The organism is Paraburkholderia gardini (assembly GCF_907164575.1).
GTDB lineage: Bacteria > Pseudomonadota > Gammaproteobacteria > Burkholderiales > Burkholderiaceae > Paraburkholderia > Paraburkholderia gardini.
The window spans coordinates 269,887-285,772 of the sequence record NZ_CAJQYY010000002.1; the positions used below are offsets into that span (position 1 = coordinate 269,887).

Annotated in this window: 12 protein-coding genes; 5 read left to right on the top strand and 7 right to left on the bottom strand. The window is 65.4% G+C overall.

Annotated elements, in window-relative coordinates:
* Positions 1-17 precede the first annotated feature (17 nt).
* The 7 genes from LPA34_RS02755 to LPA34_RS02785 all read right to left on the bottom strand — a co-directional run bounded on the left by LPA34_RS02755 (position 18) and on the right by LPA34_RS02785 (position 9,022).
* Positions 18-965, bottom strand: coding sequence for a glycosyltransferase family 2 protein (locus tag LPA34_RS02755; RefSeq protein ID WP_228974624.1), 948 nt, complete (start codon positions 963-965; stop codon positions 18-20).
* Complete coding sequence (locus LPA34_RS02760; protein ID WP_228974626.1) at positions 962-2,086, bottom strand: glycosyltransferase; 1,125 nt, start codon at positions 2,084-2,086, stop codon at positions 962-964. The genes LPA34_RS02755 and LPA34_RS02760 overlap by 4 nt, the downstream gene beginning before the upstream one ends.
* Before the next feature lie 15 nt (positions 2,087-2,101).
* Positions 2,102-4,531: an NHL repeat-containing protein gene (locus LPA34_RS02765; protein ID WP_228974628.1), complete on the bottom strand. Its 2,430-nt coding sequence runs from the start codon at positions 4,529-4,531 to the stop codon at positions 2,102-2,104.
* Between the two features lie 14 nt (positions 4,532-4,545).
* Positions 4,546-5,700, bottom strand: a complete 1,155-nt coding sequence (locus LPA34_RS02770; protein WP_228974630.1) for a glycosyltransferase family 4 protein — start codon at positions 5,698-5,700, stop codon at positions 4,546-4,548.
* Positions 5,697-6,875, bottom strand: coding sequence for a glycosyltransferase family 4 protein (locus LPA34_RS02775; RefSeq protein ID WP_407672490.1), 1,179 nt, complete (start codon positions 6,873-6,875; stop codon positions 5,697-5,699). The genes LPA34_RS02770 and LPA34_RS02775 overlap by 4 nt, the downstream gene beginning before the upstream one ends.
* Before the next feature lie 11 nt (positions 6,876-6,886).
* Positions 6,887-8,410, bottom strand: coding sequence for a hypothetical protein (locus tag LPA34_RS02780; RefSeq protein ID WP_228974634.1), 1,524 nt, complete (start codon positions 8,408-8,410; stop codon positions 6,887-6,889).
* A gap of 78 nt (positions 8,411-8,488) precedes the next feature.
* A complete protein-coding gene (locus LPA34_RS02785; protein WP_228974637.1) occupies positions 8,489-9,022 on the bottom strand; it encodes a GNAT family N-acetyltransferase in 534 nt (177 codons plus the stop codon).
* Positions 9,023-9,286: 264 nt separating this feature from the next.
* Here LPA34_RS02785 and LPA34_RS02790 point away from each other — a divergent pair, with 264 nt between their 5' ends.
* From LPA34_RS02790 to LPA34_RS02810, 5 genes are read left to right on the top strand one after another with little or no spacing between them, the layout of a single operon-like run.
* On the top strand, positions 9,287-9,538 hold the full coding sequence (locus LPA34_RS02790) for an acyl carrier protein (RefSeq protein ID WP_228974639.1): 252 nt from the start codon (positions 9,287-9,289) through the stop codon (positions 9,536-9,538).
* Positions 9,535-10,794: an acyl-CoA dehydrogenase family protein gene (locus tag LPA34_RS02795; RefSeq protein ID WP_228974641.1), complete on the top strand. Its 1,260-nt coding sequence runs from the start codon at positions 9,535-9,537 to the stop codon at positions 10,792-10,794. The genes LPA34_RS02790 and LPA34_RS02795 overlap by 4 nt, the downstream gene beginning before the upstream one ends.
* A gap of 1 nt (position 10,795) precedes the next feature.
* Positions 10,796-11,824 carry an amino acid--[acyl-carrier-protein] ligase gene (locus tag LPA34_RS02800; protein ID WP_228974642.1) on the top strand — a complete coding sequence of 343 codons (1,029 nt, stop codon included), beginning with the start codon at positions 10,796-10,798 and terminating at the stop codon, positions 11,822-11,824.
* A 56-nt stretch (positions 11,825-11,880) separates the two neighbouring features.
* Positions 11,881-12,888 (top strand): DUF1839 family protein, encoded by a 1,008-nt coding sequence (locus LPA34_RS02805; protein WP_228974733.1) that lies wholly within the window; start codon positions 11,881-11,883, stop codon positions 12,886-12,888.
* A gap of 45 nt (positions 12,889-12,933) precedes the next feature.
* On the top strand, positions 12,934-15,441 hold the full coding sequence (locus LPA34_RS02810) for a glycosyl hydrolase 2 galactose-binding domain-containing protein (RefSeq protein ID WP_411178766.1): 2,508 nt from the start codon (positions 12,934-12,936) through the stop codon (positions 15,439-15,441).
* Positions 15,442-15,886: the final 445 nt, after the last annotated feature.

The following is a 15,886-nucleotide window of genomic DNA, read 5'->3' on the forward strand; positions in this document are numbered from 1 at the left end:
TTTGCAGGGTGAGCGTCTCAGATCGCCTTGCGCGGGCCAACGACGCGCGCGACATTGGAACGGCGGATGATCGGCACCAGTGAGCCGATCGATTTTCTGCGCACCAGATACAGCAACAGGTGGATGAAATACCAGCTCGTGAATGCACACAGCTTCAGCACATCGGGTTCGATCCGTCCATAGCGCTTGATGCCGACGTAGAGTCGGGCCGCTTCGCAGTTCACCTGATAGCGCGTGAGTCCGCCGCGCGGATCGCGGTTGTGCAGGACTCCGCTACCCGGCAGCGTATCGCGCGCACGCAGCGCCGGCACGAGCTCGATCGAGTGGCCGGTCCGCAGCGCCCGTAGCAGCAGTTCCGCATCCTCGATGCCAAAGAAGATGTTTTCGTCCCACTCGTCATGACGGAACAGCGCCGCCGGAAATACGGCCGCGTGAATGTTCACGCATTGCGGCGCATCGCCTTCGGTGAAGTAGCCCATGAACGAAAGGCGCAGCGGCCGGCATTCATGGATGTGCGGTCCACTCGACGCGCCGCCCGTCAGAATCACGGCATGGCGCCTTGCTGGTGGTAGTTGCGCAAGGCGATCGCGCGCGACCGCAAAGAAATCCACCGCGAGCTGGATGTCGTCGTCGACGAACGACACATAGTCGCATTCGGGCCGATGAGCGAGGCAGTGGCGCATCGCATTGTTGCGGTTCGCGCACACACCGCGGCGTGGCCCTTCCAGATAGACCACACCCGGATGCCGCGCGACGACCGCTGCATTCGCCGCGCGTGTCGCGGCGTCCGGAGAGTCGTCGCTGACGACGACGCAGTCCGCGCGCGGCACGCAGCGCTCAAGATTGTCGAGACAGGCGGCCAGTGTGTCGACGCGGCTCATCGTCGTCACGCAGACGCCAAAAGCCGGCGCATGAGCGGGATCGACGTAGTCCGGAGAAACCGGATCCTTCGTGAAGGTGTTCATCGTACGACTCCGTCGGGAGAAGCGGGACGCCGTATCGGCACCGCCGCCGGGCGAGGACCGAGTGCATCGAGCGTGCGTTCGTACAGGGACAGATACGCTTCGCAGACGTGCGCCGCGCTGAATGACTCGATGTTGTGCCGCGCCCGTCTTGCGAGTGTCCTGCGCGCATCTTCATCCTTCATCAGCACCTCGAGCGCGGCCGCGAGCGCCTCCGGTGCCGCCGGCGGCACGAGCAGACCCGCCTCGCCGCCGTCCAGCATCTCCGGATTGCCGTCGACGCGCGTCGCGACGATCGCACACCCTGCTTCGCGCGCTTCGCTCAGCACGAGACCGCCTGGCTCCTTGTGCGAAGCAAGCACGAATACATCGGCCTCGGCCAGATACGCGCGCGGATTCGCGATGAAGCCGGTGAAATGCGTCTGCCCGGCCACGCCGAGCTGCTCCGCGAGCGCTTCCATTGCCTGACGATCGGGACCTTCGCCGACCAGGTAAAGCGACGCGCCTGGCATCCGCGTGATGAGTTGGGCAAACGCACGCAGCAGGTCCTGAATGCCCTTGCGCTGCGACATGCCCGCGACGGTCACGATATTCGGATGCGCGAGCGCCGGCGATGCCGGCATGGGCACACCCGCGAAGCGCGGTGTGCCGATCGTCCCGTTGCGAATCACATGAATGCGCTGCCGCGGCACGCCGCGCCGGCTCATCGACGCGCCGACCGCTTCGCTCACGGCCACGACACAATCACCAAAGCGCATCAGCCAGGCGCTTTTCTGGAACTCGTTATGCACGGTTGTCACGAGGATGTATTCGCGACGTACCGAGCCGAAGCGCGCGAGCAGCGCGCCCGTCATCATGTGTGCGTGAACGACGTCCGGCCCGATGCGCGCGAGCAGCCGGTTGAAGCCGGCGAGCATCGCGGGAATGCGCCACGGCTCGCGAGCCTGGCGCAGTACGATGTGCTGCACACCGTGACGGGCAAGCAATTCCTCGAAGCCGCCGCCCGACGATGCCACCGTGACCTCGTGACCGGCGTCGGCCTGCAGGCAGGCGAGATCGATCATCATGTTGACGATGCCATTTCCGGTGTTTCGCACGTGATTGGCGAGGTGAACGATTTTCATGAGTCGTCCGCGGGTTCAGTGAGCAGTGAGAGAGGACACGGCGACCGGATGCGGTGGCGGTGTGACGCGATACATCATGACCTTGCCGTGCGCGTCCTCCTCGACGAACACGAGGTATTCACCCGAGGCGAGACGATGCGCGGTAACCGGCATCGATACGTCGATCCAGCCGCTCGTCGCGCCGACTTCCGGACCGGGCACGAGACGGCCCGCGTCGCGGCCGGTTGCGCGCTCATAGACGCGCACGATGCCGGTCATCGTTTCGGCGGCGAAGATATAGTCGCCCTCGACAGCGAAACCATTGATTGCCTGAGTCTCCGGCGGCCCCTGGTCCGGCAGATCGATCATGTAACGCAATACCGGGTGTCCGCTCGTCCAGTGGTCGTAGCGTGCGAGCGTCGAGCCCGCGCTGTTCCAGTTGCTCGACACATACGGCCGTTCAGGCGTCGAGCCGGAAACGAACAGCGTGTCATCCGCCGCCACGTAGTTCAGACGATCGATGCGCGTGAATCCGGACGGCATCGGCCACAACTGCATCGATGCATAGTGATAGACAGGATTGCCGGTGCTGTCGAAACCCTCGAGCGGAAAGCGCCGGATGCCCGTCGATTCAGTCGCTTCCCAGACGGCGCCGCGTTCATCGACCCACCAGCCACCGAGCGTCGGCGCGTTTTTCGCGCCTGCGGTCTGCTCGAAATCGCGGACTGCGAAACGGCTCTTGCCCGCGGTGTCGCGCCAGATCCATTCGCCAGCCGGCGGCTGCTTCGGCGGCCACGCGCCGGCGATATGAGACCCGGAAAACATGCCCGACGGGATGGCGATTTCGCTATCGGACGTGAAGCGGTAGATACGCAAGCACTCGGACGTCATATCGATCGTGAACAACAGACGCCGCCCGTCGACATCGCGCACGAGCGGCATCCCGCGATTGCCCTGCCGCATATGAAAAAGCGGGTCCCACGGGTAATGGAAGCGGTCGGCGGTATAGCCCGCATACGACCACTCCTGCCCGGGCGGGCGCGACAGATCCAGCGTGAAGCGCTTGCTGCCGCTGTACACCGACGGCGGATCGCCACCGGCGAACTGTGCGCCATCGACGAACAGCAGACCCTGCAGACTGAAGCGCCGCTTGCCGTCCGGCGTATAGCTCTCGATCAGCGCACCATCGTTGTGGCCGGTGCCGCTGTCGAAACCACGCGGCCCCCAGTTGTTCATCGACACGTACACATTGCCGGCGCGATCCACGCCGACGCCCGTCAACCCGTTAAAGCGCAACGGCCCCACCGCGCCGGCCCGGCCGGCGTAGATCCCGCCTGTTTCGCCCAGCGTCGCCGACAGTCGCATGGAACTTCCCCCGTGAACGGATTGGTCCGGCAGCTTGTGGTCCGGCGCGAGCGCCGCATCCGCAGCCGTGAAGATCAGCACCTGCTGACGCGGGCCGTTGTCCGCGATGAACAGACGGCCACGCGCGTCGAGCGTCAGATCCACAGGCACCGTGTCCGGGGGCAACGTCAGCTCGCCGGTCGGAGTGCCATCGCGTTTATAGTGGACAACCCGGCGTGAGCCGTCTGTGCGGATGCCCTCAATAATCCACAGCGAACCGTCCGGCGCGAGCGCGAGACGACCTGGCTCGTGAACCGGAAAGCTGCCGGTGGGCTGCATCGAACGCGCGTCGAATATCTCGACGCGGTTCTCCGCGATGTTCGAGACGAAAAGCGTCGTCGCATCCGCGGCGAGCCCGTGGATCGACTGGTCTTCACTCGCCGGCGAGGTCGCGATGCGCAGGAACGTGTTCGGGCTGCCGGCCCAGTTCATCTGCCCTTCGAACGGCACGCCCTTGCGGATGTCGGAGCGCAGGCGGCGGGACACGCCGTACCATTCGACGCCCTCCGGCGGCAGGTTTTTCTCGATGGCTGCCTTTGCGCCCTGGCTCGATACGAGCTGCGCGACGAAAACGTAATCGTTGTTGACGGCGATGGCGTCACCGCCGGATTTGCCCCAGCTATGCGACTCACCGCCGTAGCCGAGCAGCTGGCCATCGCGATAGTGGCCGATCTCGCCGCCGCCTTCGTCCCAGGGGGCGTTCGTGAATACATCGCCCTCCGGCGTGACGGCGATCGCCGCGACGTCGATCTGGACCCAGCGCTGGTTTGCGTAACCCCAGGTATTGCCGATCCACGACGTGCGATACGACAGCCCTGGGCGCGCGACGACGCCCAGCGCCCGCGGAACCGTTGCGGCAGCCGCGGCCTCCATGTCGATCGCAGCCGGTGTGGAAGACATGGAAGCGGCAGTGGCGACAATGCGCGACGCGGCCCCGGGTGTTTCCGCCGGACTCGTCGCCGCGCCACCCTGCCCCGCGCCGGGAAACATCGCCAGCAACGGCAGCGACAGCGCACCCGTGAAGACAAGGTAATCGAAGGTACGTCGTCCGATGCGTGGCATGGCTGTCATTCCGCTCAGAAAGCGTCGATGGCTTCGCGATAGACCCTGGCGACCTGAGCTGCCACGACAGGATGGTCGAAGCGCGCGCGCGCGTAGGCACGACAGGCTTCGGCATCGGGCAATACGCGCCGGCCGAGCAGCGCATCGGACAGTCCGCTGCCGATCGCGTGAAAACCGCCCGACGGCAAGACCAGGTCGGGTGAAAGCGGCGTCACGGCTTCGGGCAGGCCGCCGACCGGCGTCACCAGCACCGGCGTACCCGCTGCGAGCGATTCGATGGTCGTGAGCCCGAAGCCTTCCAGCGCGACGGTCGGCACGACGGTGACATCCGCCGCGGTGAACCAGAGCGGCAATGCCTCATCGGATACGAAACCGGCGAGCCGCACCTGCTTCTCGAGACCGCGCATCTGGATACGCGCCTGCAACGCCGGCTCCAGTGGACCTTTGCCCGCGATGGTCAGCAACACATCGGGCACGGCCTGCTTGACCACGAACATCGCGTCGATCAGGTCCTCGAGCCCCATGCGCGACACGAGCCGCCGCACGCAAAAGAGCTGCGGCCGGTCGAGCGGCAGACCGAGCCGCTCGCGCGCGTCGCGTTTCGTGACGCCCGTATCGAAACGGTTCACGTCGACGCAGCCGGGCACCACGTGAATGCGGTCCTCGCGCACGCGGTAAGAGGTCCGCAAAAGATCCCCAAACGCGTTCGACAGCACAATGTGCCGGGTACCACCCTGATAGACGAACCGTTCGAGCGAATGCCGCACGGTGCGTGAAAGGCGGCCTCGCCCCTCCGAACCGGACTCGTCTGCCCAGGGGCCGTGGAAATGAACCACTTTCGGCACACTGCGGAAAATGCCCGTCGTGGGCATCGTGTAAAGCGCGAAGTGAGTCGCGACGACATCGGGCATGCGGATTTCCCGCAGCCGGCGGGAATGCACGCGAGCGGCCCACAGCCGCGTCCCGAGCCTCGACTGTGCCGCCGCGAACGCTTCCACCACACCGCCCGACGCTTCACGCACGGCAGGACTGCCCGCCACCAGCCCACGCACATTCACACCCTGCGCGGGCAACGACTTGACGAGCGCCATGAACATGCGGTCAAGGCCGCCAGGCCGCTCGCCGAACCAGTGCATGCCGAGTTGCAGGGAATCGATTGTCGGGCTCATGACCCGGCCGACACAGGGGGTGTCGAAGCCGGCAGACGTGCCGCTTCGCGTCGCGCGACGATCTGCTCGTAGAGCGTCAGATAACGGTCCGCCATCGTCTGCCAGCCCAGCCCTTTTGCGCACTCGCGCGCGGCGGCGCCCATCTGCTTCGCCCGCGCTTCATCGCCGCAAAGCTCGCCGATCGCGGCGGCAAGCGCGCTTGCGTCATCGGGAGAATCGAGCACGATGCCGCAGTGGGGGCCGATCACCTCTGCGCCGCCCGCCGTGCGCACGGTGACGACCGGTAGCGCGGCGGCAAGCGCTTCGAGCAGCACGAGCCCCATCGGCTCATATCGTGAAGGAAAGACGAAGGCATCGACCGAACGCATCAGCGCCGGCATGTCCTTGACGAGATCCGTGAAATGCACGCGTCCGGCGACGCCGAGCGAAGCCGCCAGCGCCGGATACGGGCTGTGGCGGAGAATCCCGGCGACGACCAGGTGGACATGCGGCGGCATGAGCACGAGCGCGCGCAACACGGTCTGGAGATTCTTGCGGGACACGCGCAGATCGCCCGCGAAAAGCAGCAGGAAGGGTTCGCCGGGGAGCCCGAAACGCGCGCGCTGCGACGTGCCGGGAGAAAATTCATCGACGTCCACGCCATTGTGAATGACGTGCAGGCGCGCCGGGTCGATGCCGAGCGCTCGCACTTCCGCGCCGACTTTCTCCGACACCGGCACCACGATTGACGCTTGCCGGAATGCCCATTTTTCGAGCCGTGCGTTGAGTCGCGTGTAGAAAACCTGATACGCGTGATACGCGCTGTGAAAGAAGCGATAAGGATAAAAGCCGCTGCGATACCATCCGTCGTGCACAAAATGCACGGCGTTGAGATCGGCGCCTGCCCATGTGATGAAGCCGTTCACATGAATCACGTCGAATTCGCGCCGGTGAGCACGGATCCACATGCCGCTGCGCCACGCAAAGACCTGATACTGGAGAAGACGCGTCGGCAGGCGGCTCTTTTCGACCGGCACGAAACGCACATCGGGATGAGCGTCGAGTTCGTCCGCGATGCGCGTTGCGAGCAGCGTCACTGCGTGGCCCGCCGCGAGCGCGGCTCGCACGACTTCGTAATTGACCCGCCCCTGGCCGTCGTTCTTCGCGACGACGTGCGTCACGATCAGGATTCGCATGCGCCGGCCGGTCATGACGGCTCCTTCGCGGGTGACGGTGCCGTGCCCCGCGACTCGCGCGCATAGCGCAAGCCGATCACCGGCATGATCACGCCAAGAAAGAAGAACATGCCGGGCATCGCGGTCAGCGTATTCACAAACACCATCATCGCGACGATGGCGAGCGCGACGCCGACACCAGAAATCCCGAAACGGTCCTTCGAGCAGACAAGGCTCGTGCGAAACGCGCGCCACATGAGAATCAGAATGCCGCTCACATACAGCAGCGTGCCGGGCCAGCCCATCACATAAGGCACTTCCATCAGGCCGCTGTCGAACGCGACATTGAGCTGGGTCGAATCGTCGGCGGACAGTTTCGTGCCAAGACCCGTCGTGCCGAGCCCTTGCCCGGCGATGTCCTCCAGCGCCGAGGACAGGAACTCCTTGTAGAACTGCGCCCGCACCTGGTAGCTGTTGTCGTTGCCGAGATCCTGGATCGTGTCGAAGCGCTTGATCAGCGGATCCGAGATCTGGTCGATCATCACAACCGGCGAGCACAGGATCGTAAAACCGAGTACGCCGCCGATGAGCCGCATCCGGCTTCTGCCGTCCAGCATCATCAACGGATAGATGAGGCCGATGATGAGACCGCCCCACGCGCTGCGCACGGCGGTGAACATCAATGCCGGCATTCCAACCGCGACCATCAGGACGCGCATCCTGCCGCGTGCCGCGAATGCCATCAGCAGCACGGCCATCATCACGACGGCAAACGGACCGGCCGAATTCATCGTGCTGCAGATGCGCATCCCGAACGGGACGGGCGCACCCTCCGACTCCATACCCGAGGCAATCAGCCAGAACGCGTCCCAGGGCGGCGGCGATACGTACTGGATCACGCCGTACAGCCCCATGACCGCGCCGCCAAAGACGAAGGTCTTCAACAGCACACGGTGATAGACCGGGTACTCGCGCCACGTCACGACGATCTGGAATGCGATGAGAACCGGAAACAGCCAGTTGACGAGCGTATAGGCTGCGCCCGTCGGTCCGACCTGAACCATCCCTACGATGAAAGAGTAGAAGAGCGCCAGCATGATCATCACGAGCGGCGCGGCGCGGCGCTGGCCGAGCGCGCGGAAATCCGTGACAAGCGTCAGCCCCGACAGGGCGACCGCGATGAGCGGCGCCACCATGACCGGGCTTTTCGGATTGAACGAGCCATTCATGAAGTCGGCAAGCCGGCGCACTTCGGGTGAAAGGAAGAAGAGCCAGCAGACGAACCCCAGGTAGTGCGCGGGCGAGCTGCGGTAGAACTTCAACGCGACGAGGAACGCGCCGAGCGGAAAGAAGATTTCCACGAGCCGCCCCTGGTGGGCAATCAGCAGCACCGCCGTCACGCCGAACAGCGCCAGCGGCAACCGTAGCGGGCGACGCAAGGCCGGCCGCGTCCCCGTCATCGTACGGACGGCTGGCGCGGCCTCTCCACTGCGCCCGTCCGGCAGCATCCGCGACGCGCGCGCGGGCGGCGGCAGCGTGGAAGGCGAACTCAACATGCACACTCCCCGGAATGGACGGCAATGCGACATTCCGCAACGCGGGACATCGCGGAACGACGCGTAGCCGCGTCGCCGTCAAAGTAGTTCAAATGTATTGACAACCACGAGCCCGGCGCGCTCACGGCGCAGGCCGTTGAACAGCGCCGGCCCGCCGCGTTGCTGACGCGTGAGTCCGATGAACGGCACACCGTGCTCGAGAAACGGTCCTTCCGTCTTGCGAAAGCCAAACTGCTCGTAAAAACTCTTCAGACGAACCGGCGCCGTCACACGCATGACGCGTCCGGGCCAGCGCTCCGAGATCGCGGCCAGCACCCGTTCGATCAGCATCTCCGCCGTGCCGTCGCCACGTCGCACCGGGCTCGTCAGTACCTTGTCGATCACCACTTCCGGGTCTTCGAGATCGCCGGGCTGGATACGCGCATAGGCCACCACCGGCATCGGCCGCGACATGTCCTCGACCGCGAAGACATGGAGCGCACGTTCATCGTGACCATCCGCGTCGAGATACACATGCGACTGTTCGACGACGAATACAGCGCTCCGCGCCCGGAGGATTAGATAGATCTCCCGCGCGGTGAGCTGCTCGAATTCCAGCGTTTTCCAGTTCATCTCTACTCCCAGACCGTTCGTAATACCGGATTTGTTCGTTGCGATGGCGACACGTTACGTCCGCGACCGGTCTGGTTCCGTGCGGAATCGCACTGACGCTGGTGCTTCGCAATCCGTTAAATACGGACAACCGGCTCGTGGCGTGCCATGCGCGGCCGGATCCGACTGGCGACGTCGGCGGCCGCAGGGCCACGGTGGCGCCGGGGCACGGTTAACCAACGACGCGATGGCATTTGTGACAGCTCAACGAGGGGGCCGCTTTCCATGAAAACCGCACTGCGACGCATTCTTTCTGAATCGACACGTCTCGACGTGCCGCCGGATACCCTGGCCGACGACGCCGATCTCTACGCGGCCGGCTTGTCGTCGCTCGCGACGGTGCATCTGATGCTGGCGGTCGAAGATGAATTCGACATCGAGATTCCGGACCGGATGCTGACCCGCCGGCTCTTTTCGAGCATCGATTCGCTGGCCGCCGCGATCACCGAACTGCAACAGGCGAAGGCGGCAGCATGAACGCCCCGCTCATGCAGACCGCCGCGCCCACGGCGGATGCGCCCGCGACACCGGCGCTCGCCGCCGTCGAACCGGAGCCCGGCTGGCGCGCGGCCGCGCAGCGTGCCGCGCAGATCGCCGCCCAGCACGCCGATTCGGTCGATCGCGAAGCGCGCTTTCCGGTTGAAGCGTTCGATGCGCTCAAGCGCGAACGCCTGCTGTCGGCGATGGTGCCGGCCCGCTTCGGCGGCGCCGGGCTGTCGCTCGCGGACGTCGCCGCGATCTGCGAAATTCTCGCGCAGGGCTGTGCGTCGACCGCGATGGTGTATGCGATGCACCAGATCCAGGTCGCGTGCATCGAGGAACACGGCAGCGAAACGCCATGGCAGCAGAACCTGCTCGCGCAGCTGGTCGAGCAGCAATGGCTGCTTGCGTCGGCTACGTCTGAAGAAACGATCGGCGGCAACATGCGCACCAGCGCCTGCGCGGTCGAACTCGACGGCGCGCGCTTTCGCATCGAAAAGCTCGCCCCGACGATCTCGTATGGCGCACACGCGGACGGCATTCTCGTCACCGCGCGCCGCACGGCCGAATCGGCCGCCGCCGACCAGGTGCTGATCGTCGCGCTGAAAGCCGGAACGCAGCTGGAAAAGCGTGGCGGCTGGGATTCGATGGGCATGCGCGGCACCTGCAGCGAGGGCTTTCGTCTCGTCGCCACCGGTCTTGCCGAACAGATCCTGCCGACACCGTTCGCCGATATCGCCGACCAGACCATGCTGCCCGTCTCGCACACGTTGTGGGCGTCGGTATGGACCGGCATCGCGACCGACGCCGTGAATCGCGCCAAGGCGTTTTTCCGCGCCCAGGCGCGTTCGAAGCCCGGTTCCGTGCCGCCGGCAGGGTTGCGCCTCGCCGAAGCCGTAGGCCTGCTGCAGATGATGCAGGCGCGCCTGTCGGTGGCGCTCGACGCCGCCCGCGCCGCGCATCAGGCGAAACACGGCGCCTGCCAGGCCGATGCGCCGCTGTCGGCGATGCTCGGCTTTGCCTCGGACATGAACACGTTGAAGACGAGCATTTCGTCGACCGCGCTGCTGGTCGTTCAGGAAGTGCTGATGATCTGCGGCATGGCCGGCTACAAGAACGGCACCGAATACAGCGTGGGACGCCATCTGCGCGACCTGCACTCGGCGCCGCTGATGATCAACAACGACCGTATTGCGCAAAACACGGCGAGCCTGCTGCTGGCGCAGCGTCCGGCCGCACCGGGGAGAGCCTGACATGAACACGATGACCGACGCCGCGGCGCTCGCCGCCGCACAGCCCGACGAAGCGGCCGCGCCGACCTTTCGCGACGAACTGCTCGCAAAGGGCATTCTGATCGACACGGGAGAAAACGGCCTGTATGGCCGCAGCCAGGTCTTCGAGGACGTGATCGACCGCCTCAACGTCGCGATCACGCATCTCGGCGCAGACCAGCAGCCTGAAGTGCTGCGTTTCCCGCCCGCGATGCGCCGCACGGACTTCGAGGACAGCGAGTACCTGAAGAGTTTTCCGGACCTCGCCGGCACGATCCACTCGTTCTGCGGGAACGACGCGGGTCAGCAACGCCTCTTGCGCTGCCTCGACGACGCGATGGCAAAAAGTGACGACGATCGCGACGACGAATGGATGTCGCAGCAGAAGCCGACGCGCGTGGTGCTGACGCCGGCTGCGTGCTACCCGATCTACCCGGTGATGGCGCGGCGCGGTCCGCTGCCCGCCGGCGGCCGCACGATCGACGTGCTGTCGTACTGCTTCCGGCATGAACCGTCGCTCGATCCGGCGCGCATGCAGATGTTCCGCCAGCGCGAATACGTGCGCCTCGGCAACGCGGAACAGGTGATGGCGTTCCGTCAGATGTGGATCGAACGCGGCTCGCTGCTCGTCACGCTGCTGAACCTGCCGGTCGACGTCGATCTCGCCAACGATCCGTTCTTTGGCCGCGGCGGCAAGATCATCGCCGACAGCCAGCGTGCGCAGGCGCTCAAGTTCGAACTGCTGATCCCGGTCGCGAACGCGCAAAGCAAGACGGCCTGCCTGTCGTTCAACTATCACATGGACCACTTCGGCGCGATCTGGAAGATCGGATGCGAGGACGGTTCCGTCGCGCACACAGGCTGCGTCGGCTTCGGCATGGAGCGGATCACGCTGGCGCTCTTCCGCCACCACGGCCTCGACGTCAACGCGTGGCCGGACGACGTGCGCGCGGTGCTGTGGGGCGACACGAAAGCCCGCGTCGCTCATGGCCTTGCCGGAGCGAACGCATGACGCCCCCGCTCACGACCGTCTGGAACGGCCCGGCAGCCGTCTCGCCGCCCGCCTCGATGCGGGTCGACACGCTGGCACCCGTTGCGCCCGTCATCGCGCCGGCCCGCCCCGCGCGCAGCCATGCATCGCATGCGCTGCATCAGGGCGACCGTGTCTGGCAGGAAACCAACTGCTATGTCGATCTGTGGATCGAACTGCTGCATGGTTTCGGCCTCGATCCGCGCGCGGCGTTCGCCTTCACGGTGACGCAGGACTTCGAGGGCGACCAGTTCACGTTCTTCAAGTTTCCGCTCGAAGACATCGAAAGGTTGTATGGCACGCAGGTGCAGGAACTGGCGGTCTACGACTCGCTCGAAGACCGCGTGTTCGCCCAGACGCAGCGCGGCCACACGGTGCTCGTCGAAGTCGACGGCTTCTATCTGCCGAACACGCGCGCCACGTCCTATCGTCGCGAACATCCGAAGACGACCATCGGTATCGACTTCATCGATCCTGCCAGCCGCCACCTCGGCTACTTCCATAACACCGGGTATCACTCACTCGGCGGCGAAGACTACGACGGCGTGTTTCGCAAGCTGCCGCAATTCTCGAACAGGCCCGATCTGCTCTTCCCGTACGTCGAATTCGCGAAGCAGGCACGGCCAGCACTGGAGGGTACGGCACTGGCCGAAGCCTCGGCGGAACTGCTGTGCGCGCATCTGGCGCGGCGGCCGTTGCGCAATCCGGTCTCGCAATGGCGTGCGGCGTTTCCTGCCCATCTCGAGACACTGCTCGAACGCGGTGAACCGTTCTTTCATCCGTATTCGTTCAACCTGATGCGGCAGCTCGGCGCGAACTTCGAGTTTCTGTCGAAGTATCTGCTATGGCTGACGGCGCAGGGTTTCGACGTGCCCGACGCGATTCCGGCGTCGGCGCAGACTATCGCGTCGGAAGCGATGGTGATGCAGTTCCGGCTCGTGCGCGCCATGGCGCGTGGCCGGCGCGATCCGTGCGACGACTGCTTCGATGTGCTCGAGGCCGCCTGGGAGAACACGCTGCCGCCGCTCGCCGCGCTCGCGCTGTGACGCGCTGCATTGCCGGGACATGCCGTGCGCGCCTCGCTGAACGATCTGTCTGAACGGGCGACGCACGGCGCGGCGCCCACCCTTGCGGTGGAAGTCAAACCTGCGGACAGCGTCTGGCCGCAGCCGCTCGAACACGGCTGGCAATGCGTGACGACGAAGGCCGGCGCATGCGCGTCGCCGTCCGGTCTGCCCGCTACCGGCTGGCTGCCCGCGCAGGTACCGGGCACGATCGCCTCGGCGTGGCGCGGCGCCGGCAGACTCGATGCGGAACGCCCGCCCGCCTTCGCTGCCGACGATCACTGGTATTGTCTGCCGCTTGCCGGAAACGGCCCGCAGCGTCTGCGTCTGCATGGCCTCGCGACCCTCGCCGAAGTGTGGCTCGACGACCGGAAGATCCTCACCTCCGATTCGATGTTCGTCGCTCACGACGTCGAATTTGAACTGAATGGCGCAGCCACCCTTTCGCTGTGTTTCCGCTCGCTGGCGCCGCTCCTCGCCGCGCGCCGCTCGCGCGCACGCTGGCGACCGCGGCTCGTCACACCGCCGACGCTGCGCAATGTTCGCACCACGCTGCTGGGCTATATGCCGGGTTGGTGTCCGCCGTTGCAGGCAGTCGGGCCGTGGCGCGCGATCGAAAAACTCGGCGACGCGCCCGCCGCGATCGATACGGTCGACCTGCGCACGCAGCTGGATGGCGACGACGGTATCGTTTCTGTCACGCTCGAATTCGTCCATCCGCAACCAGACACGACACTTGTGGTATTGAATTGCGGCACGGCCCGATCGTCTCTTCAATGGACCGGTGCGCACACGCTCAGCGGCAATCTGCGCGTGCCGCACGTCGAACGGTGGTGGCCGCATACGCATGGCACGCCCCGACTGCATGACATCGAACTGCAACTCGGTGACACGTCGATCGCGCTCGGCTGCGTGGGCTTCCGTACGATCGACGTCGCGCGCGGCGACGACGGCGAAGGCTTCGCGTTGCGCATCAACGGCACACCGGTGTTCTGCCGCGGCGCCTGCTGGACAAGCGCCGATCTCGTGACACTCGCCGGCACGCCGGAACAGCTCGCGCAAGCGTTTGCGCACGCGCGCGACGCCGGCATGAACATGCTGCGCGTCGGCGGCACGATGGTGTACGAATCCGACGCGTTCTACCGGCTCGCGGACGAGTACGGCATGCTCATCTGGCAGGACTTCGCATTCGCGAACTTCGATTACCCCACCGACAGCGATTTCACCGCGTCGATCACGCTTGAAGCCACGCAGTTTCTGGCCCGCACGCGGCGTTTCGCATCGCTTGCAGTGCTGTGCGGCGGCAGCGAGGTCGACCAGCAGGCCGCGATGTTCGGGCTGCCGCCTTCGATGCGCGTGCAACCACTTTTCACCGAACACCTCCCCGCGATCGTCGAACGCGAACGGCCCGATGTGCCGTACGTGACCAATTCGCCGTCGGGCGGCGTATGGCCGTTTTCGACCCGCACGGGGATCACGCATTACTACGGCGTGGGCGCCTATCAGCGTCCGCTCGACGACGTGCGCCGCTCGCAGGTTCGTTTCGCCGCCGAATGTCTCGCCTTCGCGAATGTCCCGGACGATGCCACGCTGCGGGACGCGGGCACGATGCACGCCCACGACCCGCGCTGGAAGGCCGCCGTGCCACGCGATCCGGGTGCCGGCTGGGATTTCGACGACGTCCGCGACCATTACCTGCGTACCCTCTATGGCATCGAGCCGGCCCGCTTGCGCTACGAGGACCCGCAGCGCTATCTGGACCTGTCGCGCGCGGTGGTGGCCGAACTGATGACCGATGTGTTCGCCGAATGGCGCCGCGCAGGCTCGCCGTGCGGCGGCGGCCTTGTCTGGCAATTGCAGGATCTGAAATCTGGCGCGGGCTGGGGCGTCGTGGATGCCCTGGGGCGGCCGAAAAGCGCGTGGCATGGGCTTTCGCAGGTCCTGCAGCCGGTTCAGGTCGTCATCACCGACGAAGGATTGAATGGCCTCGACCTGCATCTCATCAATGAGACAGCCGGAAAATTGACGCTGCAACTGGATCTCGTCTGCCTGCGCGACGGCGCCGTCGACGTCGCGTCCGCGACCCGCGCGGTCGTGCTCGCGCCGCGCAGTACCCAGCGTATCGGCGCGGCGGACTGCCTCGGCCAGTTCTTCGATTTCACCTGTGCGTACCGCTTCGGCCCGCGCGCACACGACGTGACGATCGTCACGCTGCGCGATCCGTCGAGCGGCAGGATCTGGTCGGAAGCCTGCCATCTGCCTGAACGCAGCGCGCTCGAACGGCACGATCTCGGCCTCACCGCCACACCCGAAGCCACCCCGGATGGCTGGGTGCTCGTGATCGAGTCGCGTCGTTTCGCCCGCTACGTCCATATCTCGGACGCTCACTACCGGGCGAGGCAGGACTGGTTTCACCTGCCGCCCAACCGTCCCGTGCGGGTTCCACTCACGCCGTTCAACGCAAACGATACAGGTGTGTCGCCCGACGGCGAGATCCGTGCGATCAATGCGCACGCCCCTGTCTTCTATCGCTGAGCACGACGGATTAAGTGCCTCACGCCGTCAAGACGCGCACCAATCCTTGCGCTCTCACTGTTGGCGCTTCCCCGAAATCCATGCCCTTCCTGTCGGGTGCTGCCCACCAGAAATCCGTTCGGTGCGCCAGCGCACGAAGCGGGTGGAACACTTCTGAATCATTTCCGGCTCACGCCTGAAGCAGTACGACCGTCCCCAGCCAGCGGGTGTTTCAGGATTGAGTCACCCCTCTCACGAGGTCTCCGGAACGGCATGAACCCAATCTGATCAAGGACTTGCATCCGATGGAAATATCGATGGCGCGATGCGGACGGTCCGGGCGCGATGTACAGAATTGAAACAAAAACGCACGTTTCACCACGCCAGGCCCGCTCCCGCACTTCGTTGCGCCGCACCAGCATTCAGTTCCGGTCCCACTGGCACGCTCCTCGCTAGATGAGAGGCG

Coding starts and splice junctions, on each gene's coding strand:
- LPA34_RS02775 (WP_407672490.1), bottom strand. CDS start 6,875: ATGCGAATCCTGATCGTGACGCACGTCGTCGCGAAGAACGACGGCCAG.
- LPA34_RS02755 (WP_228974624.1), bottom strand. CDS start 965: ATGAACACCTTCACGAAGGATCCGGTTTCTCCGGACTACGTCGATCCC.
- LPA34_RS02770 (WP_228974630.1), bottom strand. CDS start 5,700: ATGAGCCCGACAATCGATTCCCTGCAACTCGGCATGCACTGGTTCGGC.
- LPA34_RS02765 (WP_228974628.1), bottom strand. CDS start 4,531: ATGCCACGCATCGGACGACGTACCTTCGATTACCTTGTCTTCACGGGT.
- LPA34_RS02795 (WP_228974641.1), top strand. CDS start 9,535: ATGAACGCCCCGCTCATGCAGACCGCCGCGCCCACGGCGGATGCGCCC.
- LPA34_RS02785 (WP_228974637.1), bottom strand. CDS start 9,022: ATGAACTGGAAAACGCTGGAATTCGAGCAGCTCACCGCGCGGGAGATC.
- LPA34_RS02760 (WP_228974626.1), bottom strand. CDS start 2,086: ATGAAAATCGTTCACCTCGCCAATCACGTGCGAAACACCGGAAATGGC.
- LPA34_RS02790 (WP_228974639.1), top strand. CDS start 9,287: ATGAAAACCGCACTGCGACGCATTCTTTCTGAATCGACACGTCTCGAC.
- LPA34_RS02805 (WP_228974733.1), top strand. CDS start 11,881: ATGCGGGTCGACACGCTGGCACCCGTTGCGCCCGTCATCGCGCCGGCC.
- LPA34_RS02800 (WP_228974642.1), top strand. CDS start 10,796: ATGAACACGATGACCGACGCCGCGGCGCTCGCCGCCGCACAGCCCGAC.
- LPA34_RS02780 (WP_228974634.1), bottom strand. CDS start 8,410: ATGTTGAGTTCGCCTTCCACGCTGCCGCCGCCCGCGCGCGCGTCGCGG.